Genomic DNA, 24098 nt, shown 5'->3' on the forward strand with positions numbered 1-24098 from the left:
AAGAAAGCCCCGCATAAGCGGGGCTGGATAATGCGTGTGGACATCTTAATCGCGGCTGGCGAAGCCCAGAATACTCAGCAGGCTGACGAAGATGTTGTACAGCGAAACATACAGGCTAACGGTGGCACGAATATAGTTGGTTTCACCGCCGCGGATGATATTGCTGGTTTCAAACAGGATTGCGCCTGAAGAAATCAGAATGAACACCGCGCTGATTGCCAGATGTAATGCTGGCAGTTGCAGGAAGATATTGGCAACCATACCAATCAACACCACTACAACACCCGCCATCAGCATACCGCCGAGGAAGGACATATCTTTACGCGTGGTCAGCACATAGGCTGAGCAGCTGAAGAAGACCAGCGCCGTACCGCCCAGCGCCATGGCGATAACATCACCCATGCCTGCGGACAGGTATGTATTCAGCATCGGTCCCAAGATGTAGCCCAGGAAGCCAGTGAAGGCGAACGCTGACAGAATACCAACCGGTTTATCTGCCGTTTTATAGGTCAGGAACATCAGACCATACATACCCACCAGCGTCAGGATAAGTCCCGGAGAAGGTAACATCAGTACGGTACTGGCGGTCGCAGTGATCGCTGAAAACGCCAGCGTCAGGCTGAGCAGGAAATAGGTATTGCGCAGCACCTTATGCGTGCTGAGTAGCGATGTACGCTCGCGCGAAGAACTAATAATACGATCCATGAGTCACTCTCTTATGACAGATGTAATTAATGATGGAGGATAATGAAATCAAGGGGAATGACACAGCGGTTTTACCCATCTTTACGCATTTTAGCCCGCCAGACTTAAGCATATTATTTCAACAAAAGTTCCCGAACTAGATGTTAGCACTGTATGTGCAAAAATGTCAGATCGCTATCTACCAGGTAACTGAAAAATATTGCGTTATTCCTGAATCTCTCTGACAGTGACAGCGGTGTCTACATAAAACAGAGCAATAAGGTAAAGGGAATGATTCAACATAAATCGAAGATATTGACGTTTACGCTGTTGACTGTCTGTTTGATGTCTATAAACGGCGCGGCGAGGGCGGCAAATGTTCCCGCAGGAACACTACTGGCAGAAAAACAGGAACTGGTCAGAAACAACGGCAGTGAGCCGGCATCTCTGGATCCGCATAAAGTTGAAAGCAACGTTGAGTTTAATTTAATCAGCGATATGTTCGACGGTCTGGTTGCTGTCAAGAAGGATGGGTCTATCGAACCCCGTCTAGCCGCGTCCTGGGAGAATAAAGGCAACACTGTCTGGACCTTCCATTTACGCCCGGGCATAACCTGGTCAGATGGATCTGCTATTACCGCACAGGATGTCGTCTGGAGCTGGCAGCGTCTGGTTTCGCCGCAAACGGCTTCACCTTATGCTTCGTATCTGGGCAACATGCACGTTGCGAACGCGGTTGATATTGCCCACGGGAAAAAAGATCCCGCCACGCTGGGAGTCAAAGCCCTGGATGATACCACCCTGGAAATTACCCTGACGCAACCGACGGCGGCGTTTCTGGCGATGCTGGCGCATCCATCTCTGGTCCCGCTGGATAAAGTGTTGATAGGTCGTTTTGGCGATAAGTGGACCAGGCCAGAGCATTTTGTCAGCAGCGGGCCGTACAAATTATCGCAGTGGGTGGTTAATGAGCGCATCGTTGCCGAGCGTAATCCACATTACTGGGACGATCGGCATACGGTTATTAATAAAGTTACTTATTTGCCCATTAGCTCAGAGTCGGCTGACGTAAATCGCTATAAGGCCGGTGAAATCGACATAGTGTATAGCGTACCGGTTAATCAGTTCGCGCAACTGAAAAAAACGATGGGGGATGAACTGCATGTCTCGCCTCAGCTTTCAACGTATTACTATCAGTTCAATACAAACCGCGCGCCGTTTAATGATCCGCGCGTGCGCCGGGCGCTGAATATGGCGTTGGATAAAGACATCATTGCGCAAAAGGTGATGGGGCAGGGGCAGCGAGCAGCGTGGGTTATCAGCCAGCCGGAAATAGGTGGGGTGAAACTGCATGCGCCGGAGTATGCGTCATGGCCGCTCGAAAAACGTATTGCTGAAGCCAAAAAACTGCTGGCTGAAGCCGGTTTTGGTTCTGAGCATCCGCTTAGCTTAAATCTGCTCTACAACACCTTCGAAACGCACCAGCGTATTGCGATTGCCGCATCGTCGATGTGGAAGAAAAACCTTGGCGTCGAGGCGAAGCTGCAAAACCAGGAATGGAAAACCATGCTGGACACTATGCACACCGGTAATTTTGACGTCGTGCGCTATGCGTGGATAGCAGACTATGATGATGCCTCAAGTTTCCTCAATATCTTCCGGACCGGTGATAGCGAGAACACCACCAAGTACAGTAACCCCGCCTTTGATGAAGCGATGCGTAATGCGGCGAAAGCAAGTTCACTGGAAGAACGCGGCAAATACTATCAGCAGGCTGAAGACCTTTTAGGTGAGGATGTGCCCGCGATTCCGGTTTACCACTATGTCCGCACGCATCTGGTGAAGCCGTGGGTGGGGGGATTTGCGCCGGATAACCGGGGAAATTACTACACCAAAGATATGTACATCAAAAAACATTAAGCGCTATAGCCGGTATTCGTGCTGAATAAATGGTCAATTTGTTGTTATTTCAGTCGATTAACAACATTTTGGCTGTTTTTCAGGCAAACGAACACATTGGTGCTTTACAGGTCCGTTCGGGATGTTTATAGTGCGCCTCATTGGAAGCGTGGCCGAGCGGTTGAAGGCACCGGTCTTGAAAACCGGCGACCCGAAAGGGTTCTAGAGTTCGAATCTCTACGCTTCCGCCAAACATGAAAAGGGGTTACCGAAAGGTAACCCCTTTTTGCTTTATACTTTTGGCGCAAGTCAGCTGATATAAGGAGATTATGATGATAAAAGTTGGCACCTTGCTGGCGCTAAGCATTCTGTCATTGTCGGCGTACGCAGCAACGACTGGGCTAAACACTCCAGCGCCGGGCGTATTGTGCGATAAAACCATCTGTGCCGATGAACACGGTTTGTCGGTGGCATTGACCTCGAAATATCTTGGCAAGCAGCAGGGCGAAAAACTGGCAGCTGCCGGACAGTTCGATACCTCGGCTTTTACATTCCGCGGTGGCCTGTTTTGTGACACCAACGAACGTTTGTGTCGGGATGACCGCTATTTCGGCACCGACGGTAAGCGCAGCGGTAAAATAAACACCCATTACACCGCGTTACTGTTCGGAAAGGTCGACAAGCCCTGACAATCTCTGACGTGTCCCCAGCCTGTATTGCGGGGGCACTACACCACTAACTCTCAAAAATGAGAGGCCGATCCTCTGAGCAGGACTTTTGTCCTCAATCACCTCACAAACGTCTGGTTACAATCCCTGCATATCTTCAATACCCATAATTCAGGAATTGTTATGACTGCACATATTAATGCCAAGCCAGGTGATTTCGCGCCAACCGTTATTATGCCGGGCGATCCGCTCCGCGCTAAATTTATTGCTGAAAATTATCTAATGGATTACCGCGAAGTCACCAATGTACGTAATATGCTGGGTTATACCGGTTTATATTTTGGGCAACCTGTTTCGGTGATGGGACATGGAATGGGCATTCCTTCAATGACGCTTTATGCCCATGAACTGGTACATGATTTTGGTGTGCAAAGAATTATTCGCGTCGGCAGTTTAGGGGCAACACAACATCATGTCAAAATGCGCGATATTATCCTGGCCGTCGCCGCCGGAACGGATTCAGTCACAAATTTAAAACGTAGCGCAGGCTATGCGATGGCAACATCCGCCTATTTCCCATTATTGCAGCAGGCGTGGACGCTGGCACAGAAGGCCTGTATCGATATTAAAGTCGGCAATGTTTTCAGCGGCGATCTTTATTACGATCCTGACGAAAATTTAATACCGGCACTGGAAAAATTCGGTGTGCTCGGTGTGGATATGGAAGTAGCAGGCTTATACGCTTTAGCGCATCAGTTTAATATTGAAGCGCTGGCTATTTTAACTGTCTCCGATCATTGCCTGACCGGAGAAGAAACAACCGCAGAAGAACGACAATTGACCTTTAACAACATGATTGAGTTGGCGCTAAATACTGCTGTTACCGCTTAGTTCCGGCTTTTAATTGAACCAATCAGAGATGGCATTATATGAAGAATAAAATAGCACTTACGCTGATTAGTTTTCTGGCAAATTTTATTATGGCAGGGTTTGCCAGTCAGTTCGGTATGCTAATCGAACCGATTGCAGTACGCTACGGTGCCGATGTGAATACCGTTGCTTCGATATTTTCGTTGCTCAATGGTGGAGCATTAGCCGGCACCATCGCCGCCTTTTTCCTGATTGAGAAAATCGGTGTGAAGCGTATGACGCTCATTATCTATTCGATAGTGTTCCTTTGCGCTCTGGTAATGCATTTAAGCCCTGGCTTATGGCCTGTGATGGTCGCCATGACCCTGGTGGGTTTTTGCGGTGGTATCGGTCTGTGCGTGGCGGGAACGATTGTGGTATCGGTCTGGCAGGATCGTATTCAAAGTACGATGCTGGTGGTGCAGGACGCCACTTTCAACGTTGCGGGCGTGGTTTTTCCGCTGATCACGACCTTCGCCCTGACGCACAATATGTCGTGGAGTTACAGCTATCTGAGCGTAGGTATGGTGGCCTTACTCACGCTGGGCGTTGTGGCGCTCACCCGCTTTACTGCCTGCGAGACGGCGCCCACGGCAGATCGGACAGACAAGGTAAAATCGGAGTGGAATCCAGGGATCATCAGCGGAGGCATTGGCCTGTTCTTAGGTATGCTGGCGCTGTACACCTTCCTGACCTGGGCACCATTATTTGTGAAGAACAAATTTGGCATTCCCTTTGAAGAAGCAGGAAATATTATTACGCAATACTGGGGCGCTGCGCTGGTCGGGGCATTAGTATCAACCGTCATTGTTTCTCGGGTGAAGATACATTATTTCCTGCTAAGTATTATTTTGCTGGCTAGCATTATTACCACAATTATCGTCACGAAGGATAATATCTCCGGGCTTGATTATCTGGCATACAGTTACGGGTTTGTCTGTGCTGCGTTGTATAACTCATTTATTGCCTATGGTGTTTCTTTCGTGAAGCGTGCGAGCAGTCAGAACGTTTCTTATATTTTAATTAGCGGCAGTGCCGGGGCCATGTTTAGTCCGGCGATCAGCGCGCTCATGGAAAAAACAATGGGATTGCAGAAAATTATGTACGCGATACCGGTGTTGTATTTAATTATCTTTGTCATGTTGATGGTGACATTAAAACTCAAACGTAATTAAAAGCACTGATAACACTTACCTCTTTAATTAAATAGCCAGTCGCCACACCATTTATATGGTGGGGCGATACTCAACCTTACTCAAAGGAATTGAAAAATGCTGAAGAACAATAAGTTAATGATTAAAAAAACAATCCTGGGTGCAGTAGTGGCAATGAGCTGTATGCAAGCATTCGCGGCTGACTATACTGATGGCAACATCCGTAAAAATGATTTTAACTGGATGCAGATGAACTTAATGCAAAGTGTGGACGCGAAAGTGCCATATGGTATTCGCAATGACACCTATCTGGAACTGGAGTTTGGTGCACGCTCTGGCATTATCGATCTGTACGGTTATGTGGATTTTTTTGATATTTTGGATCGCGATCAGGACGATCGTCACGGCGGTGATAACTTCTTTGCCAAGATATCTCCGCGTTTTTCCCTGGACGCCATTTTTAATAAAGATTTATCCGTTGGGCCGTTTAACGAATTCTATATTGCAACGGTAAATAACATTGGCGACCGGGAATTATTTGAACATTACGTTGGCCTGGGTACAGATGTGAAGGTCCCGTGGTTTGGTCTGGTGGGAATGAACATCTATGCGCACTATGTTCGTGAAAACTACGGTGCGGATAACGAAGGAAAGTGGGATGGCTATATGTTCTCGACTAACTGGTCGACGCCATTCTATACCTTTGCCAACGGCAGTTATCTGAACTATCAGGGGTACTTTGACTACCAGTTCGCCGCGAATAAGATTGCTAATCAACCGTTATACAGCAATAACGCGATTGAATGGTATAACGGTATCTACTGGCATTCAGAGCATTATGCAGTCGGTTATGGCCTGAAGTATTTCCGTAACATGGCATTGATGGAAAACCACGGCGGAGCAGGGCGTACCACCGGGCTCGGTCACTATTTCAGCCTCACCTATAAGTTCTGATTGCGCCGAAATGACACACCAATGTTCTGTTAACGAGCGTTGGTGTGTCAGTCAATGATGTCATTGCCGAGAAATTTACGCAGCCCATCCAGATCCTTAATTTCCAGTCCTTGCTTCGTTCGCGTTACCAGCCCGGCATCCGTCAGCGCTTTAACCGCCCGCCGATAGACCCGGTCGGTAGTACCGAATCGCTCAGCTTCCTGGTATTTTTTATGGAAACCATCCATCGGCTGCTTGTTCTGATGCTGGCGATACAGGTCATACGCCACGTTATGTACGATAGGATAGAGCATCCGGTGCAGGAAGATTTCCAGCATATCCTGATAATCAATCGCCATTGCACTGGCAAAAAATATCGCCAGTCTGGGGTGCTGATTTAGCGCTTCTTCCAGACGGTCACAGCTGCACACCGCTACGGTCAGTGGTTCTTCCGCGACGATATCAAGCTGGCAGCGATACCCGGTAAAAAACTCCATTTCACCAAACAGCTGCTCGTCGCATTCCATGGCGCCCAACTGGAATCGGCGACCATTCTCCGCGCTGTAACGCAGCGAAATTCTTCCGGATTGCACCATGATCAGTCGATCGACAACCTGTCCCTGGCGGTATAGATACTCATCTTCCTGGATAATCTGTGTTTCAGAGAGCAGTTCCTGAAATATCTTCTCAATCAAGGCATCATCCTGCTGCCAGATGTTGTGAAAACGACCTTTCGTGAGGGGTTTAAGCTGCATGACTCAACGTCTTATTGTTTGAGATAATTCTTATCTCAGAATGTATGTCATCTGCTGGGCAATGTCATTAAGAGCCCGGGGCGGATAATAAAAGGACCAGCACCATGCTGGTCCTGACACACTACGGATGGCTGATAAAGCGAGACAGGCGCTGGCGCAGCAGGCGGTTTTCCTGGCGTAACTGAGCGTTCTCCTCCAGCAACGTCAGCGCAACGGCAATCCCTGGCCAGTCAAGTTCCAGCTCCTGACGCAGGCGCACCGCGCGACGCATGACTGTCAGCGCATGATCGTCAAACGTCTCGTCTTCATGGGGTTCTATCACCCCTAAGCCGACAATCTCATGCAGTTCTTCTTCTGACACACCGGTGTACAGACAAAATTCGGTAATGGTAAAAGTGACGGTAACGTTAGCCATTATGCTTTCCCCCACTCTTTGCGCGGATCAAAGGCCTTTTGTGCATCCGCCAGTTGTTGCCACAGGGCGGCACTGGCGTCGTCAGGTTTCGGTGGCATGACTATTTTGATCACCGCATACAAATCGCCGGTATGTTTTTTACTTACCAGACCCTTGCCTTTAATGCGGAGTCGCTGGCCGGCCTGGCTGTCCGCAGGAATGGTCAGCAGGATGCTCTCTTTCAACGTCGGAACGGTTACTTTCGCACCCAGCGCAGCTTCCCACGGCGCGAGGGGAACGACAACTTCCAGATCCTGATTAACAATATCGAACAGCGGATGCGGCGCAATATGAATCACCAGCCACAAATCACCGTTCGGCCCACCGTTTTCGCCGGGGGTACCCTGGCCTTTCAGACGGATACGCTGACCGTTACCGACGCCAGCCGGAATTTTCACATTCAGCGTTTTAGGAATTTCTCGTTCTACCATGCCAAACGCATTATAGACTGGCAGGTTGTAACTGATAGTGCGGCTATGCTCAGTAAGCGTTTCTTCGAGGAATACGGCAACTTCAATTTCAATGTCGTGCCCGCGGCTGGCAGGGCGCTGGCGCGACTGGTGCGCACGCTGGCCAAAAATGGAGGAGAAGATATCGTCGAAATCTTCGGCGCTGTAGCTTTGATTCTCTCCTTGCTGGAATTGACGGCTGAACTGTGGGTCGTTGCGGTGCTGCCACAGCTGGTCGTACTCGGCGCGTCGCTGCTCATCACTCAATACTTCCCAGGCTTCTGCAACCTCTTTAAACCGGGCCTCTGCGTCAGTCTCTTTGCTGACATCAGGATGATATTTACGGGCGAGTCGACGATAGGCGGTCTTGATTGTCTTGAGATCGTCTGTCGGTTTCACGCCCATAATGGCGTAATAATCCTTTAATTCCATAGCGTTCTCTCGTGTAAATCAACACTTGCAGAAGGTGAACCCTGACAACAGGTATCACCGCTAAGTTTAGGGTAATCCTGATAACGGCGAATGCCAACCGGGAAGGGAGGATATTGCGATAAACGATGCAGGCATTGCACCACCAACAGCGCAGTCGAGGTTACGGCATCTGTTGTGTGGTGCGAAAAATGAGATTAGCTAAACATCAGGATTTGCTTATCAGGAAGCGGACCGTATCAGCATAGTTTTGCACGAATGCATTAAGATCATCTGACTTCAGTCCTTTTGGATTGATCATATATTTTCCGTTGATAAAAATGGCGGGCACACCGGTTAAATCAACTGCCTTCGCCATTTCTTGCTGCTTAGCGGTCAGTGATTTCACGGCAAAGCTATTCCATGCCGCATCATAATCGCTGGCGCTGACGCCCGCGCTGATAAATACGTTACGAATATCGTCCGCTGTTTTAACGGTTTGTTTTTTCTGAACGGCATCAAAAAGCAACGGCTTAACTTTATCTTGTACGTTCAACAGCATGGCGACGGACCAGGCGTGGGTCATGTCTTGCCCCAGCGGACCTAAAAAGTCGACGTGGTATTCGGTGAGTTTGACATCTGCAGGCAATACTTTTTTCACGTTATCAGTGATTTCAAAAACTTCATCGTACTGATAACAGGAAGGGCAATAGAATGAGAAAAACTTCAGTGCGGCTGGAGCGGAAGCGACAGGTTTTTCCAGTGAGATATACTCTTTGCCGTCGGTAAATGATGCTGCCTGAGCGCTAACTGTAAAAAGTAACCCAATCAGGGGTAATAAATATTTTTTCATTTCCATATACTCTAAATAACATTTAATAAACAAATTATCTGCTAATGAATACGTTATTCATTGCGTCTGAATATAATAAGGAAATTCTCTGGAAATGCGCTGACCCTTACTTTCATTTACGCATCAGTACGTGGTGGGCATTATCTGTGTGCTGTCATGGAAATATCTTTTGGCATTCTTCGTAAATAGTGAATGATAACTTGCGTGATATTTTCAGGGGTGTTTTTAGCAATGTTATAGTGTAATAAATAAAGGCGGGAATATGATTAATTATCATTTCGTTTTTAAAGCGTGAATTGCAGGTTGTTGCGTTAAGTTCTACAAATAACTCCGTAGATTTTCTTTTTCTTGTCGCGCGTGAATGAATAGGGTAAGTGTCAGAGATGAGCAACCCAAATGGATATCGCTATGATTGACCACCTGGATCACCTGGTACTAACCACCAATCATGAAGAGGCTTGCGTTCGTTTCTATGTCGAGCTTTTAGGCATGAGGCTGGAAACCTTCGCGCAAGGTCGGAAAGCCTTCGTCTTTGGCAATCAGAAAATCAATCTCCACATTCGGGGAAAAGAGTTTGAACCCAAAGCCTACGCGCCAACGCCGGGGGCGCTGGATTTATGTTTTATCACCACGCGTACGCTGGAAGAGGTGATGGAGACGTTTCAAACCCACGGAGTCGAGATTATTGAAGGGCCCGTTGCACGTACCGGTGCGACAGGACCTATTCGCTCGGTGTATGTCAGGGATCCCGATCTCAATCTGATTGAAATCGCGGTATATCCAGCAGATAGCAGGACATAACTTTACAGCGGAAAGGTTGCCAAAACCTGGCGAGTGGTTAAGATAACTCGCATCAATGAGTGAGGGTATAATGGCGAAACGTCAACGGATGGGATGGTGGTTCCTCTGTCTGGCATGTGTTGTGGTGATGGTTTGCACCGCACAACGCATGGCGGGCTTGCACGCGTTGCAGATGGATACCGCCGTTACAAGCGTTGTCGCCAGCGCACAAGTGCAGACCGATGAGGCCTCACCCGTTACCCCTTGTGAACTGAGTGCGAAATCATTACTGGCTGCGCCACCCGTATTGTTTGAAGGTGCTATTCTGGTGCTGTGCCTGCTGCTGTCGTTGCTGGCGCCAGTACGGGCGTTTCGTCTACCTTTTTTCCCACCGCGAGCCATCTCGCCGCCCACTCTCCGGGTGCATCTCCGATTTTGCGTCTTCCGTGAATGACAGAACAGCCGTTGCTGACTGTTAGATAATTATTCACGGAGAAAAACTATGATGACTGTTTTCAGACAGGCGCTGCTCTGTCTGTTATTGCTATGGCTGCCCGTATCCTGGGCGGCTGAACCCGGCTGGCTGCGTTCACCCGATAACGATCACGCCAGCGTGCGGTTACGCGCTGATACGTCCGCAGGCGGAGAAACCCGTCTGTTGCTGGATGTCAAACTGGAGGACGGCTGGAAAACCTACTGGCGTTCTCCGGGCGAGGGAGGCGTTGCACCTGCTATCGCCTGGAAAGGGGAAATGCCCGCGGTCGACTGGTCCTGGCCAACCCCTGCTCGTTTTGAGGTCGCCAATATCACTACTCAGGGGTATCACGATAAGGTGACGTTCCCGATGGTGGTGCGCGGTAGAGCGCCCGCCACGCTCAGCGGCGTTTTGACGCTATCCACCTGTAGCAACGTTTGCCTGTTGACGGATTTTCCTTTTTCCGTGAAGCCCACAGCCCAGGACCCGACTTTTGCACATGACTATGCTCAGGCGATGGGACAGATCCCACTTGCCAGCGGCCTGACCGATGTTCTGAGCGCTGGCGCACGGGCGGGAGAGTTAGTCGTCGAGGCTCGCCGTGCGGGAGGCTGGACTGAACCAGGGCTGTATCTGGATGCTGTTGATGATGCGGATTTTGGCATGCCGCAAATTCATGTTGAGGGGGATACGTTACGCGCTACGGTACCTGTACATGACGGTTGGGGAGAAGGCGCGCCGGATCTGCGTGGTAAGTCAGTCACGCTGGTGCTGGCAGATAACGGTGTTGCCCAGGAGAGTCGTCTTGCGATTGGCGAAGCCCCGGTTGTTGAGAACGCCTCACTCCCACTGTGGCAAGTGGTGCTCATGGCACTGCTGGGTGGTTTGATCCTCAATCTGATGCCTTGTGTGTTACCGGTTCTGGGCATGAAGCTGGGCTCTATTTTGCTGGTCGAGGAAAAAAGTCGTCGCCAGATCCGTCGTCAGTTCCTCGCATCGGTAGCCGGAATACTGGTCTCGTTTATGGCACTGGCGCTATTGATGACGGTGCTGCGTTTAACCAATCAGGCCCTTGGCTGGGGGATCCAGTTTCAGAATCCGTGGTTCATTGGCGTCATGGTGCTAGTGATGCTGACGTTCAGCGCCAGCCTGTTCGGGTGGTTTGAATTCCGACTCCCTTCTGCAATGACCACCACGCTGGCGACTCACGGCGGCAACGGACTGTCGGGACATTTCTGGCAAGGTGCATTTGCGACACTGCTTGCCACGCCGTGCAGTGCCCCGTTTCTGGGAACGGCGGTGGCGGTAGCATTGACTGCTTCGCTGCCGACGTTGTGGGGATTGTTTATCGCACTTGGGCTGGGGATGAGCTTACCGTGGCTGCTGGTGGCCCTGCGTCCCGGTCTGGCGCTGCGTTTGCCGCGGCCAGGGCGGTGGATGAATATTTTGCGGCGTCTGCTTGGCGTGATGATGCTGGGTTCGGCTATCTGGCTTGCGACGTTGCTGCTCCCACACTTAGGGTTTAGCGGACAAAGTAGCGCTAAAGAAAGCGTGAACTGGCAACCGCTAAGCGAGCAGGCGATTGAGGATGCGCTGGCGCAACATAAGCGCGTGTTCATTGACGTCACAGCCGACTGGTGCATCACCTGTAAGGTAAATAAATACAACGTGTTGCATAAAGAAGACGTACAGGCCGCATTGCAACAGCCGGATGTGGTGGCGCTGCGCGGCGACTGGACACTCCCTTCTGAAGCTATTACCGAATTTCTAAAAAAACGCGGCCAGGTTGCTGTGCCGTATAACCAAATTTATGGCCCCGGTCTGCCGGATGGCCAGGCGTTACCCACGTTGTTAACCCGCGATGCGGTACTGCAAACGTTGAATGATGCCAAAGGAGTAACCCCATGAAAATGATGATTGTTCTGTTGTTAACCCTGTTTTCTGCCGTCAGTATCGCGAAAGAGCCTGCGCCGTTTACCCCGGAACAGGAAAAGCAAATTGAAGCATTAATTCAGGAAGCCTTGTTTAACGATCCCAACAGCCCGCGGATTGGCGCGAAGCAGGCGAAACTGACCCTGATAAACTTCACCGATTACAACTGCCCATACTGCAAGCAGTTGGATCCAATGCTGGAAAAAATTGTGCAGAAATACCCTGACGTGGCGGTAGTGATTAAACCGCTGCCGTTTAAAGGTGAAAGTTCGGAACTGGCGGCGCGGACCGTGCTGACGACATGGCATGAGCATCCGCAACAGTCCCTGGCATTACATGAAAAATTGATGCAGAAGAAGGGCTATCATACCGACGTCAGTATCAAACAGGCGCAGGAAAAAGCGGGGGCCAGTCCGGTGACGCTGGACGCCCAAAGTGCTGAAACGCTGAGCACTAACCTGCAACTGGCGCGACTGGTGGGGGTGCAGGGAACCCCGGCAACGATTATTGGTGATGAACTTATTCCCGGCGCGGTGCCGTGGGAAACCCTTGAGGAAGTAGTAAAAGAAAAACTGGCGGCGGCCAATGCTCAGTAAACTGCGCCGCTGGTTGCGCGAAGGGCTGATCTTACTGGCACTGTTGGCGGGGGCAATGTTGCTGATGGATGTCTGGCGCGCGCCGCAGCTCCCTGCCTCCTTTGACAGCACGCCTTTACAAACACTGGATGGTGAAACCGTCACGCTGGCGGCGCTCAGCAAAGACGAGCCGGTGTTGCTTTATTTCTGGGCGAGCTGGTGCGGCGTATGCCGCTTCACGACGCCGGAAGTCGCCAGGCTGCGTTCGGAAGGGGAAAATGTGATGACCATTGCGTTACGTTCCGGAAATGAAGCTGAGGTATCTCGCTGGCTGTCGCGTAAAGGCGTGGACTTTCCGGTCATCAATGATGCGAACGGGGCCATTTCCCGCAGTTGGGCAATCAGCGTCACGCCAACGCTGGTGGTGATGTCACAAGGTCGGGTAGTATCAACCACCAGCGGCTGGACCAGCTACTGGGGCATGAAACTTTGGTTGTGGTGGGCGAAAACGTTCTGATAAATGTGCCGGGGAAACCCGGCATTTTTTATGGCGTCGCCCTCCCTAGGAAGGCATATTTTGTTGCCTGACGAAGCAAACACGGTGATTAACGTCCAGAATCAGTCATCTTCTCTTTTCCAGGAAAGTGCAACATGACGAGTTCTTTAGCGTTCGGACCCGCTCTGGTGGTGATGATTGCCGTCACATTTGTCCTCGCCGGGATGGTGAAAGGCGTTACGGGTATGGGGTTACCCACCGTGGCTATGGGGATCCTCGGATCGCTTATTTCGCCGGTTGCCGCGGCGGCCATGCTGTTATTGCCTTCGCTGATAAGCAATTTGTTCCAGTTTGGCGGAGGTGGAAATACACGCCAATTACTCAAACGACTGTGGCCAATGCTGCTGACAGTAGTGGTGGCGACACTGCTTGCCAGCGCCTGGATTACCGGTGGTGACACCACCCGAACCCAGTTTGCACTCGGCGTAGCGCTGGTGGCCTACGCTATCTGGACGCTGGCGGGAAAGAAAATCGCGGTGGCCCCGCAGCGTGAAAAACCGTACTCCCTCGTTATTGGATTTGTGACCGGCTTATTGACCGGCGGAACCGGGGTGTTTGTGATGCCCGCCGTGCCCTGGATCCAGTCCCTCGGCTTTGAGAAAGATGAACTGGTGCAGGCGCTCGGGATCTCTTTTGCCTTTTCGACCCTGGCATTGGCGCTGGGTCTGTGGTGGCACAACGCGCTGCCCATACAATCGTTAAGTTTGTCGGCTTTGGCCATTGTTCCTGCGCTGATTGGCCAATGGATAGGTACCCGTGTGCGAAGGGTTATTTCTCCGCTCGTGTTTAAACGCTGTTTTCTGTTTTGTCTGGTCGGGTTGGGTACAGAGATGATGCTGCGTGCTGTGTGACCGGTGCGGTGACTTTGCGCGACTTTCATGGCATCGTTAATTCAGAGATTCAGGGCCAATGAGGTCGTTATGGCATCCGTGATGTTACATGAAGAAGAGGGCGATCTGGAGTCGAAAATGGCACTCACTGCGGCAGTGATGGCCGATAAATCGCGCTCGCGTATGTTGTGCGCCCTAATGGATGGCTGCGCCTGGACTGCAACTGAGCTCAGCGCGGTGGCGGATATATCCGCGTCGACCGCCAGCGCGCATCTGGCGCGTCTGTGCGAACAACGTTTTGTTGTCGCGTTGGCGCAGGGCAGACATCGTTATTTTCGTCTTGCAGGTTCCGATATCGCTGAACTGCTGGAACGCCTGATGGGCGTTGCGTGGGCGACATCAACGCCCCGCAGAATCACTACACCGCCAGGTTTGCGCCATGCCCGCACCTGCTACGACCATCTCGCCGGAGAGGTCGCGGTGAGGTTGTTCGATACGCTGGTTTCCCGTCAGTGGTTAACGCCGGATGGTGAAACGCTGACTCCTCTTGGCCTGGAAAAGCTGGCACAGATGGGGATTGTCCTGGCGGCGGGCTCATCCCGGCGGAAGTTAACCTGCGGTTGTCTGGACTGGAGCGAACGACGTTATCATCCTGGTGGTGTGCTTGGCGCAACGCTGCTGCGCTGGTTCACTGAACAGCGATGGATAAAAACCGAACAGGGCAGCCGCCATGTCATCTTCACACCTCTTGGCATTCGTAAACTCGAAACCGAGTTTGGTGTTAAAACGACACGCTAGATGGTCTGTTTTGCGAAAGCGTTCCCGGAAATATGTCATATTTCTGTCACACTCTGTTGTGATTGATAACAACAAGAGGTCGTAGGGATGAATAAATCGTTAATCGCCACAGCCGTGGCAGGGGCTGTCTTATTGTCAACCGCCGCGCAGGCGCAGACCGCGCCGGAAGGCTATCAGCTTCAGCAAGTATTGATGATGAGTCGGCATAACTTACGCGCACCTTTAGCCAATAATGGCAGCGTTCTTGAGCAGTCCACCCCCAAACAATGGCCAGAATGGGATGTCCCCGGTGGGCAACTCACTACTAAAGGCGGTGTGCTGGAAATCTATATGGGCCACTACATGCGAGAGTGGCTGGCAGAGCAGGGGATGGTGAAATCGGGCGAATGCCCGGCACCGAACACGGTCTATACCTATGCTAACAGCCTGCAGCGTACGGTCGCCACGGCGCAGTTCTTTGTCACCGGTGCTTTCCCTGGTTGCGATGTTCCGGTCCATCATCAGGAAAAAATGGGCACCATGGATCCCACCTTTAACCCGGTGATCACCGATGATTCCGCCGCCTTCAGCCAGCAGGCCGTTCAGGCCATGGAGAAAGAGCGCAGCAAAATGCAGCTCAACGATAGCTATCAGTTGCTTGAGCAAATGACCGACTACAAAGACTCTCCGTCCTGCAAAGAAAAACAGCAGTGTTCCCTGACCGATGCCAAAGATACGTTTAGCGCGAAGTACCAGCAGGAGCCAGGCGTTTCGGGGCCGCTGAAGGTGGGGAATTCGCTGGTTGATGCCTTCACGCTGCAATATTACGAAGGCTTCCCGATGGAAAAAGTTGCCTGGGGCGAGATTAAATCCGATCAGCAGTGGAAGGTTCTGTCGAAGCTGAAAAACGGCTATCAGGATAGCCTGTTCACCTCCCCGGAAGTGGCGCAGAACGTCGCCAAACCACTGGTGAAATATATTGATAATGCGCTGGTTACTGAACGTGCGAAAGCACCGAAAATAACCGTGCTGGTGGGGCATGATTCAAATATCGCTTCGCTGCTCACCGCGCTGGATTTTAAACCGTACCAGCTTCACGATCAGAACGAGCGTACGCCGATTGGCGGGAAGATTGTCTTCCAGCGCTGGCATGACAGCAATGCAAATCGTGATCTGATGAAAATCGAGTATGTGTATCAGAGCTCGCAGCAGTTGCGTAATGCAGACGTTCTGACGCTGAAATCCCCGGCGCAGCGCGTAACGCTGGAGCTGAAAGGATGTCCGATAGATGCGGATGGTTTTTGCCGGATAGATAAGTTCGATAGCGTGCTGAATGAGGCGGCTAAGTAAAAGAAAACTCCCCCGTGTTCGCGGGGGAGTCAGCGCGCTAGACGTTTTTGCGTTCGATAGTCTGTTCACCCCAAAAGAGCGAATCTTTGTCTGTTTTTTCAAAGGCTTTGATGAGTACCTCATCGCTACCTTCTTCCCAAATTTTTTCCGCCAGTTTCTCGTCATAATGTGCGACTTCAAAAATGGCTTCGGCTATTTCCGGCGATGTATTGCGCAGACTTGCCCATTCGCCGACGCGATGGGCTTTCGCTTCTTGAGTTGGCATTCGAATCCTCCTGTTGAAGATTAGCCGTTGAGTTTTACTGCCAGACCTGCGACATATTCACCCTGATAGCGGGCGATAGATAATTCTTCCTGAGTTGGCTGGCGGGAGCCGTCGCCTCCGGCAATGGTGGTTGCACCGTAAGGGGTACCGCCGCGAACTTGAGAGACATCAAACAGCTCTTGCGCCGCGTAACCGATAGGTACAATCACCATCCCATGGTGGGCAAGCGTAGTCCAGGTTGATGTAATGGTTTGTTCCTGACCGCCGCCGGTTCCCGTTGAGCTGAATACGCTGGCGAGTTTGCCGTACAGGCCGCCAGAGGCCCACAGCCCGCCAGTCTGGTCGAGGAAGGTACGCATCTGACCGGACATATTGCCAAAGCGCGTGGGGGTACCAAAAATGATGGCGTCGTAATCAGCCAGTTCTTGCGGGGTTGCGACTGGTGCGTTTTGTGTTTTGCCGCCAGCCTTAAGGAAAATCTCGGGCTGCATGGTCTCTGGTACACGCTTAATAATCACTTCCGCGCCATCTACCTTATTTGCGCCTTCTGCGACTGCGTGGGCCATAGTTTCAATGTGTCCGTACATGGAATAATAAAGCACCAGAACTTTTGCCATTTTACACTACTCCTCGAGTTAACCGTGTCCGTAGCGATTCGCTACCTACCTTTAAAGATATGACGTACTGTCAGGAGTGCAAATTTCACAATCACTTCTTTGATTTATAACAATTTTTATAACAACCTTCTTTGTAGCAAAATGATACATATTTAACCGGGTAGAATTCGGTAGTCATAAGAAAGACTTATTGATTTCTTATGGTGATTATTTCTTTGTCACTCCTGATCCTGTTGCAGGATATTACAGTTAGCGTCTGCCCTGGTCACACTTCACTATGCTTATTCCCACGCAGTTATTTTCAGGGCCTCGCCCGTAACGCTGCGTGAGGTATCACTCCTCAGTACCTATGCAATATGATGTCTAATCAATGACGGAGGTCAGTAATGGCAAACCATCGGGGCGGTTCCGGCAACTTTGCGGAAGACCGCGAAAGAGCATCAGAAGCAGGTCGAAAAGGTGGCCAGCACAGCGGGGGCAACTTCAAGAATGACCCGCAACGCGCTTCAGAGGCAGGCAAAAAAGGGGGCAAAAATAGTCACGGCAACAACAAATCGTAATTGTCGGGCTATCTGTCAGATATGTCGTGACGGCTGAGAGTCAGAGACAGACGTTACATAGCCACCGCCGCCGGGTCTTTCCGGCGGTTTTTTTGTCTGCAAGGTTGAACTGTAACAAAACGCAACGCAGACTAATGACATTCAGTTAATCGGGTGTCTCATGTCATTACTTTCTCGTTATTCCTTCTCTGTTAAACCTCAGGAAGCGATCCTCATTGTGATCACCATGTTCTGGGGGGGCACGTTTTTGGCGGTGCAATATGCCGTTACCCTGAGCGGCCCTTTTTTCTTTGTCGGTGTGCGTTTTGCCACTGCCGCGGTGGCGGTCGCGCTTTTGTCGTTACACACACTGCATAAGCTGACGTGGCTGGAAGTTAAAGCAGGGGTTGCAATCGGTATCGCAATTGCGCTGGGTTATAGTCTGCAAACCTGGGGGTTACAGTTTATTCCCAGCAGTAAATCGGCGTTTATTACCGCGATGTACGTACCGTTGGTGCCGCTTTTACAATGGTTGTGTCTGGGACGCATGCCAGGTCTGATGCCGTGCGTCGGCATTGTGCTGGCCTTTATCGGATTGATTTTTCTGGCCGGACCGGGAGGCAATTTACTGGCTTTAGGCGAAGGCGAGTGGATCACGCTCGCCGGTGCGGTGGCGATTGCGGCAGAAATTATCCTGATTAGCGCGTGGGCAGGAAAAGTGGATGTTCGTCGGGTAACGGTAGTGCAACTGGCAACCGCTTCGATAGTGGCGTTTATGGCGATGGGACCGGCCGGAGAGACCGTACCACCAATGTCTACCGGATTGCTGGTGGTGGCGCTGGGGCTGGGTATTTTTAGCGCGATTATTCAGGTCACCATGAACTGGGCGCAGCGCAGCGTTTCGCCGACGCGCGCGACGGTTATTTATACCGGTGAACCGGTGTGGGCGGGGATCTTTGGCCGTCTGGCGGGTGAACGCTTACCGCTACTTGCATTGCTTGGTGCGGCATTCATTATTGTTGGCGTACTGGTCAGCGAGCTGAAGTTCAAAAAGAAAAAAGCGCTTGGACAAGAGGCGCCGCCGGAATCGCTTTAATTTAACCATTCACCGCGTGATTTGGTATGCTGACGCCCTCACAAGAAGGAGAGGGCGCATGGTCCAACGCGCAGAGAAAAAAACAGGTAAGCGCTCGCAGGCCGTCAGTGCAAAACGCGAGGCCATCTTAACCGCGGCATTAAATATCTTCTCCCAATATGGGATCCACGGCACGCGCCTGGAGCAGGTGGCAGAGCAGGCGGGCGTGTCAAAAACCAATCTACTTTATTACTACCCGTCAAAAGAGGTGCTTTATATTGCCGTTTTACGGCAGATCCTCGACATCTGGCTGGCTCCATTGAAAGCTTTTCGCGAAGACTTTGCGCCGCTGGTGGCCATTAAAGAATACATTCGCCTTAAGCTGGAAGTGTCGCGCGATTACCCTCAGGCCTCACGGCTGTTTTGTATGGAGATGCTGGCCGGAGCGCCTTTATTGATGGCAGAACTGGAGGGGGATCTTAAAACGCTAATTGATGAGAAATCCGCGCTGATTGCCGGTTGGATCAAAAGCGGAAAACTGGCTCCGGTCGATCCGCATCATCTGATTTTTATGATTTGGGCTTCAACTCAGCACTACGCCGATTTTGCCCCACAGGTAGAGGCGGTGACGGGCGCAACGCTGCGTGATGAAGCCTTTTTTAACCAAACGGTGGAGAGCGTACAGCGGATGATTATTGAAGGGATCCGCGTGCGTTAACTGGCCGGCGGTAACGGGCAGCTTAAATCGCCTTCTTCACACTGCAAAAGTGAGGCGAGAAACGCTTCGCGCTCGTTGGTCTTATCCGTCAGGCACTGGCTGGAAATCATCGCCTGAACGCTACCGCCTTCAGTGCCAGAACTGATTAACGCACAGTCCGCATCGCGCAAAGTTATCCAGGATATTTGCGCTTTTTTCAGTAAATCGCGCTGGGTTGGGGCGGCGCGCTTCAGCGCATTCTGATAAGTTTCATTAAGTTTGGCGTCGGCCGCCTTATACTGCTCTGCCGCACAGGTGTTCATCTCAATCTGCGTGTTCGCGTTGGCGCAGTCATCCGCCAGCGCCTGGGCGCTAAGCAGCAGCGCTGCACATGTCAGTACGATTCGTTTCATGCTTCCCTCTGGCTTAATAAAAAAAGGCCCCGTTACCGGAGCCTTAATTAACCACAACCTTAGCCGATTGTCATCAGGCTGGCGTTCCCCCCAGCTGCGGCGGTATTGACGCTCAGGGAGCGCTCAATATACAACCTTTCCAGCAGGATATTGCTTTCGCCGCGGGCAAAGCCCTGGACCGACACAATCGCCCCTTCGCGGGCCGCCACCGCTTCACACAGTGCGCGAAGCTGATCGGAATCACCGTGGAAAATAACCGCATCAAACGGCTGCGTAGTGATGTTGTCTGCTTTGGCAAACTGGATGCGCCCGGAAACTACTGCTGGCAGGCGTTTTGCCAGGTCGCGATGGAATGTATCATCCGGCCACAGAATTAAGCTACCAACGGAAGTTACAGCGGCAACCTGTACCAGCGCATCCTGTTCATCATCGGCGATACACAGCACGCGTTCGCGCGGCAACAGCGTCCAGGTATTGCGCTCGCCGGTGGGTCCTGGCAGCAGGCGTTGCGTTCCGGCCTGCGCCAGTTCGCCAAACTGTTGGCAGAGCGCACGCAGTGCTGGACGATCGGTTGCCCATTCGCTAAGCGCTTCCAGCGGCTGAACGAGCGCCGTTTTAAGCTGTGCATCGACAGGGTATTCGGCATCCTGACGGGCAAGCGTAATGCCTAACGCATTTTCCGGACGGTTTGCCAGCAGGCGGTACAGATACAGCGGTCCACCCGCTTTTGGCCCGGTTCCTGACAAGCCTTCGCCACCGAATGGCTGCACTCCGACGACGGCGCCGACCATATTGCGGTTAACGTACAGGTTCCCCACATGTGCCGAACCCGTGACCTGGGCGATGGTTTCATCGATACGGGTGTGCACGCCCAGCGTCAGGCCATAGCCGGAGGCATTAATTTGCTCAATCAGACTGCCCAGATTGTTGCGGGTGTAACGCACAACGTGCAGTACCGGACCGAACACCTCTTTTTGTAATTCGTCGAAGCTTTCCAGCTCGATAAGCGTCGGCGCGATAAAGGTACCGGTTTGCCATTCACGCGCATCATCGCTGTTTTCACGCGCGGCCTGAAACACCGGACGCCCTTTGGCGCGCATGGCCTGAATATGGCGCTCAATATTGGCTTTGGCTTCTTCATCGATTACCGGTCCAATATCGGTGGTCAGGCGGCCCGGGTTACCCATGCGGCATTCCGCCATCGCGCCACGCAGCATTTTCAGCGTATGGTCGGCGACATCGTCCTGCAGACACAGGACGCGAAGCGCAGAGCAGCGCTGTCCGGCGCTGTCGAAGGCAGAAGCCAGAACGTCGACCACGACCTGTTCCGTTAATGCAGAAGAGTCGACGATCATGGCGTTCATCCCGCCGGTTTCGGCGATAAGCGGGATTGGACGCCCCTGAGCATCCAGGCGGGTCGCGATATTACGTTGCAACAGCGTGGCGACTTCCGTTGAGCCGGTAAACATGACGCCGCGTACGCGCTCATCGGAAGTGAGCTGTGCCCCGACCGTTTCGCCCTGGCCGGGCAACAGTTGCACCACGCCTGGCGGCACACCTGCTTCGAGTAAAATGGCAATACCCTGGGCGGCAATCAGCGGAGTTTGTTCCGCGGGTTTTGCCAACACGCTGTTGCCCGCCGCCAGCGCAGCGGCAATCTGCCCGGTGAAAATGGCCAGCGGGAAGTTCCAGGGGCTGATACAGACCACCGGCCCTAACGGACGATGGGTTTCATTATCGAAATCATCGCGGACCTGACCGGCATAATAGTGCAGGAAGTCTACCGCTTCGCGCACTTCCGCAATGGCGTTGCTGAAAGTTTTGCCCGCTTCGCGCACCAGAATGCCAATTAACTGCTGCATCTGGCCTTCCATCAGAACGGCGGCGCGATGCAAAATAGCGGCGCGCTCTTGTGGCGGTGTGGCGAACCAGATCGGCGCGTTATTTACCGCGTTCTGCAATGCCTGTTCCACTTCGCTGTGAGTCGCTTCACGCACATAACCGACAATGTCTTTCGGTTCGGCCGGGTTGACGACTGGGGTCATTTCACCGTCAGCAACCGGATGTTCGAGCATCGGTTTAGCGTGCCATTTTTGCAGCGCGCTGTTAAGCAGGGCGGAGGACAGTGAGGCCAGACGATGTTCGTTCGCTAAATCCAGCCCGCCTGAGTTTTCGCGGCCTTTACCGTACAGGTCACGCGGCAGGGCAATCTTCGGATGTGGCAGACCAGCCTGGCCTTCCTGCTGCGCCAGTTTTTCAACGGCTTCGACCGGATCGGCTACCAGTTCATCCAGCGGCAGGGTAGTGTCTGCAATGCGGTTGACGAACGAGGTGTTGGCGCCGTTTTCCAGCAGACGACGCACCAGATACGCAAGCAGCGTTTCATGCGTGCCGACTGGCGCATAAATACGGCATGGACGGTTCAGTTTGCCATCGGCAACTTTACCTGTGACCTGCTCATACAGCGGTTCGCCCATACCGTGCAGGCACTGGAACTCGTACTGACCCGGATAGTAGTTTTGACCGGCCAACTGATAAATCGCCGCCAGCGTATGGGCGTTGTGGGTGGCGAACTGCGGGTAGATCAGATTCGGTACCGCAAGCAGTTTTTTCGCGCAGGCCAGATAGGAAACGTCAGTGTAGACCTTACGGGTATAGACCGGATAACCTTCCAGACCGTCCATTTGCGCACGTTTGATTTCGCTATCCCAGTAGGCGCCTTTAACCAGGCGGATCATCAGGCGACGGCGGCTGCGCGTGGCGAGGTCAATCAGGTAGTCGATAACATACGGGCAGCGCTTCTGGTAGGCCTGAATAACAAAGCCGATACCGTTCCAGCCCGCGAGTTCAGGTTCAAAGCACAGTTTCTCCAGCAGATCGAGGGAGATCTCCAGTCGGTCGGCCTCTTCAGCATCGATATTGATACCGATGTCGTACTGGCGGGCCAGCAGAGTAAGCGACTTCAGACGCGGATAGAGTTCATCCATCACGCGGTCATACTGCGCGCGGCTATAACGCGGATGCAGCGCTGACAGCTTGATAGAAATGCCCGGCCCTTCATAGATGCCGCGACCATTTGAGGCTTTACCAATGGCGTGGATTGCCTGTTGGTACGAAACCATATAAGCCTGGGCATCGGCGGCGGTCAGAGCCGCTTCGCCCAGCATGTCGTAAGAGTAGCGGAAACCTTTTTCTTCCAGTTTACGGGCGTTAGCCAGCGCTTCGGCGATAGTCTCTCCGGTGACGAACTGCTCGCCCATCAGGCGCATTGCCATGTCGACGCCTTTACGCACCAGTGGTTCACCGCTTTTACCGATAATACGGTTGAGTGAGCGTGAGAGGCTGGCTTCATTATGCGTAGAAACCAGACGACCGGTAAACAACAGCCCCCAGGTCGCCGCGTTGACGAACAGGGACGGGCTACGTCCAATGTGCGACTGCCAGTTGCCGTTGCTGATTTTGTCGCGGATTAACGCATCGCGGGTTGCCTTATCAGGAATACGCAGCAGGGCTTCGGCCAGGCACATCAGCGCGACCCCTTCCTGCGAAGAAAGTGAGAATTCCTGCAATAAACCCTGTACCATCCCGGCGCGGCCGCTGGCGGTCTTTTGGTTACGCAGTTTGTCGGCCAGATCGTACGCCAGCTTGTGCGCTTGCTCCGCGATGGGTTGCGGCAGACGAGCCTGTTCCATCAGCATCGGCACAGCATCGGTTTCGGCTCGGCGGTACGCGGCGGTGATTGCTGCGCGGGAAACTGACTGCGGCAGGATCTGTTCGGCAAATTCCAGGAAAGGCTGATGCGCTTCATTCTGCGGCGTGGTTGACTCCTCACCCTCATTCGCGGCACCCGCCAGCAGGGCCGGCAGTTCAGGAAGCGCGTCGTCATTTTCCAGTCTTTCGAGATAATTAAAGATGGCTTGCTTGATCAGCCAATGTGGCGTGCGATCGATTCGTGATGCTGCTGTTTTAATACGCTCGCGAGTGGCGTCATCCAGTTTAACCCCCATCGTGGTGGTTCCCATGCCGTTTACTCCTGTTGTACTGAAATACG

General features: G+C 52.2%; 25 protein-coding genes and 1 tRNA gene. 17 read left to right on the forward strand and 9 right to left on the reverse strand.

Annotated elements, in window-relative coordinates; translation table 11 throughout:
* Positions 1 to 45: 45 nt before the first annotated feature.
* The gene (yccA, locus tag C2U43_RS09190; RefSeq protein WP_008784297.1) at positions 46 to 705 is read right to left on the reverse strand and encodes an FtsH protease modulator YccA; all 660 of its coding nucleotides are present in this window, start codon (positions 703 to 705) and stop codon (positions 46 to 48) included.
* Between the two features lie 270 nt (positions 706 to 975).
* On the opposite strand from yccA, the gene C2U43_RS09195 reads away from it, so the two are divergent.
* The 6 genes from C2U43_RS09195 (at position 976) to C2U43_RS09220 (ending at position 6268) form a co-directional block, all read left to right on the forward strand.
* The gene (locus C2U43_RS09195) at positions 976 to 2604 is read left to right on the forward strand and encodes an ABC transporter substrate-binding protein (protein ID WP_103284993.1); all 1629 of its coding nucleotides are present in this window, start codon (positions 976 to 978) and stop codon (positions 2602 to 2604) included.
* 142 nt (positions 2605 to 2746) lie between these two features.
* Positions 2747 to 2834: transfer RNA gene (locus C2U43_RS09200), tRNA-Ser, on the forward strand.
* A gap of 78 nt (positions 2835 to 2912) precedes the next feature.
* Positions 2913 to 3272, forward strand: a complete 360-nt coding sequence (locus C2U43_RS09205) for a YcgJ family protein (RefSeq protein ID WP_103284994.1) — start codon at positions 2913 to 2915, stop codon at positions 3270 to 3272.
* A gap of 162 nt (positions 3273 to 3434) precedes the next feature.
* Positions 3435 to 4142, forward strand: coding sequence for a purine-nucleoside phosphorylase (deoD, locus tag C2U43_RS09210; RefSeq protein ID WP_103284995.1), 708 nt, complete (start codon positions 3435 to 3437; stop codon positions 4140 to 4142).
* A gap of 38 nt (positions 4143 to 4180) precedes the next feature.
* Positions 4181 to 5335: an MFS transporter TsgA gene (gene tsgA, locus C2U43_RS09215; RefSeq protein ID WP_032942923.1), complete on the forward strand. Its 1155-nt coding sequence runs from the start codon at positions 4181 to 4183 to the stop codon at positions 5333 to 5335.
* 96 nt (positions 5336 to 5431) lie between these two features.
* Positions 5432 to 6268, forward strand: coding sequence for a nucleoside-specific channel-forming Tsx family protein (locus C2U43_RS09220; protein WP_103284996.1), 837 nt, complete (start codon positions 5432 to 5434; stop codon positions 6266 to 6268).
* Positions 6269 to 6315: 47 nt separating this feature from the next.
* On the opposite strand, the gene C2U43_RS09225 is transcribed toward C2U43_RS09220, so the two are convergent.
* The 4 genes from C2U43_RS09225 to dsbA form a co-directional block, all read right to left on the reverse strand.
* Positions 6316 to 7002, reverse strand: a complete 687-nt coding sequence (locus C2U43_RS09225) for a Crp/Fnr family transcriptional regulator (RefSeq protein ID WP_003832031.1) — start codon at positions 7000 to 7002, stop codon at positions 6316 to 6318.
* A gap of 121 nt (positions 7003 to 7123) precedes the next feature.
* A complete protein-coding gene (gene cbpM / locus C2U43_RS09230; protein WP_003832033.1) occupies positions 7124 to 7417 on the reverse strand; it encodes a chaperone modulator CbpM in 294 nt (97 codons plus the stop codon).
* Positions 7417 to 8337 (reverse strand): curved DNA-binding protein, encoded by a 921-nt coding sequence (gene cbpA, locus C2U43_RS09235; RefSeq protein WP_103284997.1) that lies wholly within the window; start codon positions 8335 to 8337, stop codon positions 7417 to 7419. Before cbpA ends, cbpM begins: the two co-directional genes overlap by 1 nt.
* Positions 8338 to 8542: 205 nt before the next feature.
* Positions 8543 to 9166, reverse strand: a complete 624-nt coding sequence (dsbA, locus tag C2U43_RS09240) for a thiol:disulfide interchange protein DsbA (protein ID WP_008784313.1) — start codon at positions 9164 to 9166, stop codon at positions 8543 to 8545.
* Between the two features lie 396 nt (positions 9167 to 9562).
* Between dsbA and C2U43_RS09245 the strand changes: the two genes are divergently transcribed.
* From C2U43_RS09245 to agp, 8 genes are all read left to right on the forward strand, one after another.
* Positions 9563 to 9967, forward strand: coding sequence for a VOC family protein (locus tag C2U43_RS09245; protein WP_003832040.1), 405 nt, complete (start codon positions 9563 to 9565; stop codon positions 9965 to 9967).
* 70 nt (positions 9968 to 10037) lie between these two features.
* The gene (locus C2U43_RS09250; RefSeq protein ID WP_008784315.1) at positions 10038 to 10400 is read left to right on the forward strand and encodes a hypothetical protein; all 363 of its coding nucleotides are present in this window, start codon (positions 10038 to 10040) and stop codon (positions 10398 to 10400) included.
* 48 nt (positions 10401 to 10448) lie between these two features.
* Positions 10449 to 12329 (forward strand): cytochrome c biogenesis protein CcdA, encoded by a 1881-nt coding sequence (locus C2U43_RS09255; protein ID WP_057067496.1) that lies wholly within the window; start codon positions 10449 to 10451, stop codon positions 12327 to 12329.
* Positions 12326 to 12949 carry a DsbA family protein gene (locus C2U43_RS09260; RefSeq protein ID WP_008784317.1) on the forward strand — a complete coding sequence of 208 codons (624 nt, stop codon included), beginning with the start codon at positions 12326 to 12328 and terminating at the stop codon, positions 12947 to 12949. Before C2U43_RS09255 ends, C2U43_RS09260 begins: the two co-directional genes overlap by 4 nt.
* On the forward strand, positions 12939 to 13445 hold the full coding sequence (locus C2U43_RS09265; protein WP_103284998.1) for a protein disulfide oxidoreductase: 507 nt from the start codon (positions 12939 to 12941) through the stop codon (positions 13443 to 13445). Before C2U43_RS09260 ends, C2U43_RS09265 begins: the two co-directional genes overlap by 11 nt.
* Positions 13446 to 13579: 134 nt before the next feature.
* The gene (locus tag C2U43_RS09270; RefSeq protein ID WP_103284999.1) at positions 13580 to 14335 is read left to right on the forward strand and encodes a sulfite exporter TauE/SafE family protein; all 756 of its coding nucleotides are present in this window, start codon (positions 13580 to 13582) and stop codon (positions 14333 to 14335) included.
* Positions 14336 to 14404: 69 nt separating this feature from the next.
* Positions 14405 to 15112, forward strand: a complete 708-nt coding sequence (locus C2U43_RS09275; protein ID WP_103285000.1) for an ArsR/SmtB family transcription factor — start codon at positions 14405 to 14407, stop codon at positions 15110 to 15112.
* Between the two features lie 87 nt (positions 15113 to 15199).
* A complete protein-coding gene (gene agp / locus C2U43_RS09280; RefSeq protein ID WP_103285001.1) occupies positions 15200 to 16441 on the forward strand; it encodes a bifunctional glucose-1-phosphatase/inositol phosphatase in 1242 nt (413 codons plus the stop codon).
* Positions 16442 to 16478: 37 nt separating this feature from the next.
* Here the strand turns inward: agp and C2U43_RS09285 are convergent, their stop codons facing one another.
* Both C2U43_RS09285 and wrbA read right to left on the reverse strand, forming a co-directional pair.
* Entirely contained in the window at positions 16479 to 16706 is a 228-nt protein-coding gene (locus C2U43_RS09285; protein ID WP_003036015.1) for a YccJ family protein, read from the reverse strand.
* 20 nt (positions 16707 to 16726) lie between these two features.
* Positions 16727 to 17323, reverse strand: coding sequence for an NAD(P)H:quinone oxidoreductase (wrbA, locus tag C2U43_RS09290; RefSeq protein ID WP_048227001.1), 597 nt, complete (start codon positions 17321 to 17323; stop codon positions 16727 to 16729).
* 386 nt (positions 17324 to 17709) lie between these two features.
* On the opposite strand from wrbA, the gene C2U43_RS09295 reads away from it, so the two are divergent.
* The 3 genes from C2U43_RS09295 to rutR all read left to right on the forward strand — a co-directional run bounded on the left by C2U43_RS09295 (position 17710) and on the right by rutR (position 19655).
* The gene (locus tag C2U43_RS09295; protein WP_003036022.1) at positions 17710 to 17883 is read left to right on the forward strand and encodes a general stress protein; all 174 of its coding nucleotides are present in this window, start codon (positions 17710 to 17712) and stop codon (positions 17881 to 17883) included.
* A gap of 160 nt (positions 17884 to 18043) precedes the next feature.
* The gene (locus tag C2U43_RS09300; RefSeq protein ID WP_048235672.1) at positions 18044 to 18958 is read left to right on the forward strand and encodes a DMT family transporter; all 915 of its coding nucleotides are present in this window, start codon (positions 18044 to 18046) and stop codon (positions 18956 to 18958) included.
* A 58-nt stretch (positions 18959 to 19016) separates the two neighbouring features.
* Positions 19017 to 19655 (forward strand): HTH-type transcriptional regulator RutR, encoded by a 639-nt coding sequence (gene rutR / locus C2U43_RS09305; protein ID WP_103285002.1) that lies wholly within the window; start codon positions 19017 to 19019, stop codon positions 19653 to 19655.
* Here rutR and C2U43_RS09310 read toward each other — a convergent pair.
* Positions 19652 to 20047, reverse strand: coding sequence for a lysozyme inhibitor LprI family protein (locus C2U43_RS09310; RefSeq protein ID WP_103285003.1), 396 nt, complete (start codon positions 20045 to 20047; stop codon positions 19652 to 19654). The two genes, rutR and C2U43_RS09310, sit on opposite strands and share 4 nt — an antisense overlap.
* A gap of 59 nt (positions 20048 to 20106) precedes the next feature.
* Positions 20107 to 24069, reverse strand: coding sequence for a trifunctional transcriptional regulator/proline dehydrogenase/L-glutamate gamma-semialdehyde dehydrogenase (putA, locus tag C2U43_RS09315; protein WP_079934903.1), 3963 nt, complete (start codon positions 24067 to 24069; stop codon positions 20107 to 20109).
* Between the last annotated feature and the right edge of the window lie 29 nt (positions 24070 to 24098).

The sequence above is a fragment of the Citrobacter freundii complex sp. CFNIH9 genome (genome assembly GCF_002903305.1).
Taxonomy (GTDB): Bacteria; Pseudomonadota; Gammaproteobacteria; order Enterobacterales; family Enterobacteriaceae; genus Citrobacter; species Citrobacter portucalensis.

Coding starts and splice junctions, on each gene's coding strand:
- yccA (WP_008784297.1), bottom strand. CDS start 705: ATGGATCGTATTATTAGTTCTTCGCGCGAGCGTACATCGCTACTCAGC.
- C2U43_RS09195 (WP_103284993.1), top strand. CDS start 976: ATGATTCAACATAAATCGAAGATATTGACGTTTACGCTGTTGACTGTC.
- C2U43_RS09205 (WP_103284994.1), top strand. CDS start 2,913: ATGATGATAAAAGTTGGCACCTTGCTGGCGCTAAGCATTCTGTCATTG.
- deoD (WP_103284995.1), top strand. CDS start 3,435: ATGACTGCACATATTAATGCCAAGCCAGGTGATTTCGCGCCAACCGTT.
- tsgA (WP_032942923.1), top strand. CDS start 4,181: ATGAAGAATAAAATAGCACTTACGCTGATTAGTTTTCTGGCAAATTTT.
- C2U43_RS09220 (WP_103284996.1), top strand. CDS start 5,432: ATGCTGAAGAACAATAAGTTAATGATTAAAAAAACAATCCTGGGTGCA.
- C2U43_RS09225 (WP_003832031.1), bottom strand. CDS start 7,002: ATGCAGCTTAAACCCCTCACGAAAGGTCGTTTTCACAACATCTGGCAG.
- cbpM (WP_003832033.1), bottom strand. CDS start 7,417: ATGGCTAACGTTACCGTCACTTTTACCATTACCGAATTTTGTCTGTAC.
- cbpA (WP_103284997.1), bottom strand. CDS start 8,337: ATGGAATTAAAGGATTATTACGCCATTATGGGCGTGAAACCGACAGAC.
- dsbA (WP_008784313.1), bottom strand. CDS start 9,166: ATGAAAAAATATTTATTACCCCTGATTGGGTTACTTTTTACAGTTAGC.
- C2U43_RS09245 (WP_003832040.1), top strand. CDS start 9,563: ATGGATATCGCTATGATTGACCACCTGGATCACCTGGTACTAACCACC.
- C2U43_RS09250 (WP_008784315.1), top strand. CDS start 10,038: ATGGCGAAACGTCAACGGATGGGATGGTGGTTCCTCTGTCTGGCATGT.
- C2U43_RS09255 (WP_057067496.1), top strand. CDS start 10,449: ATGATGACTGTTTTCAGACAGGCGCTGCTCTGTCTGTTATTGCTATGG.
- C2U43_RS09260 (WP_008784317.1), top strand. CDS start 12,326: ATGAAAATGATGATTGTTCTGTTGTTAACCCTGTTTTCTGCCGTCAGT.
- C2U43_RS09265 (WP_103284998.1), top strand. CDS start 12,939: ATGCTCAGTAAACTGCGCCGCTGGTTGCGCGAAGGGCTGATCTTACTG.
- C2U43_RS09270 (WP_103284999.1), top strand. CDS start 13,580: ATGACGAGTTCTTTAGCGTTCGGACCCGCTCTGGTGGTGATGATTGCC.
- C2U43_RS09275 (WP_103285000.1), top strand. CDS start 14,405: ATGGCATCCGTGATGTTACATGAAGAAGAGGGCGATCTGGAGTCGAAA.
- agp (WP_103285001.1), top strand. CDS start 15,200: ATGAATAAATCGTTAATCGCCACAGCCGTGGCAGGGGCTGTCTTATTG.
- C2U43_RS09285 (WP_003036015.1), bottom strand. CDS start 16,706: ATGCCAACTCAAGAAGCGAAAGCCCATCGCGTCGGCGAATGGGCAAGT.
- wrbA (WP_048227001.1), bottom strand. CDS start 17,323: ATGGCAAAAGTTCTGGTGCTTTATTATTCCATGTACGGACACATTGAA.
- C2U43_RS09295 (WP_003036022.1), top strand. CDS start 17,710: ATGGCAAACCATCGGGGCGGTTCCGGCAACTTTGCGGAAGACCGCGAA.
- C2U43_RS09300 (WP_048235672.1), top strand. CDS start 18,044: ATGTCATTACTTTCTCGTTATTCCTTCTCTGTTAAACCTCAGGAAGCG.
- rutR (WP_103285002.1), top strand. CDS start 19,017: ATGGTCCAACGCGCAGAGAAAAAAACAGGTAAGCGCTCGCAGGCCGTC.
- C2U43_RS09310 (WP_103285003.1), bottom strand. CDS start 20,047: ATGAAACGAATCGTACTGACATGTGCAGCGCTGCTGCTTAGCGCCCAG.
- putA (WP_079934903.1), bottom strand. CDS start 24,069: ATGGGAACCACCACGATGGGGGTTAAACTGGATGACGCCACTCGCGAG.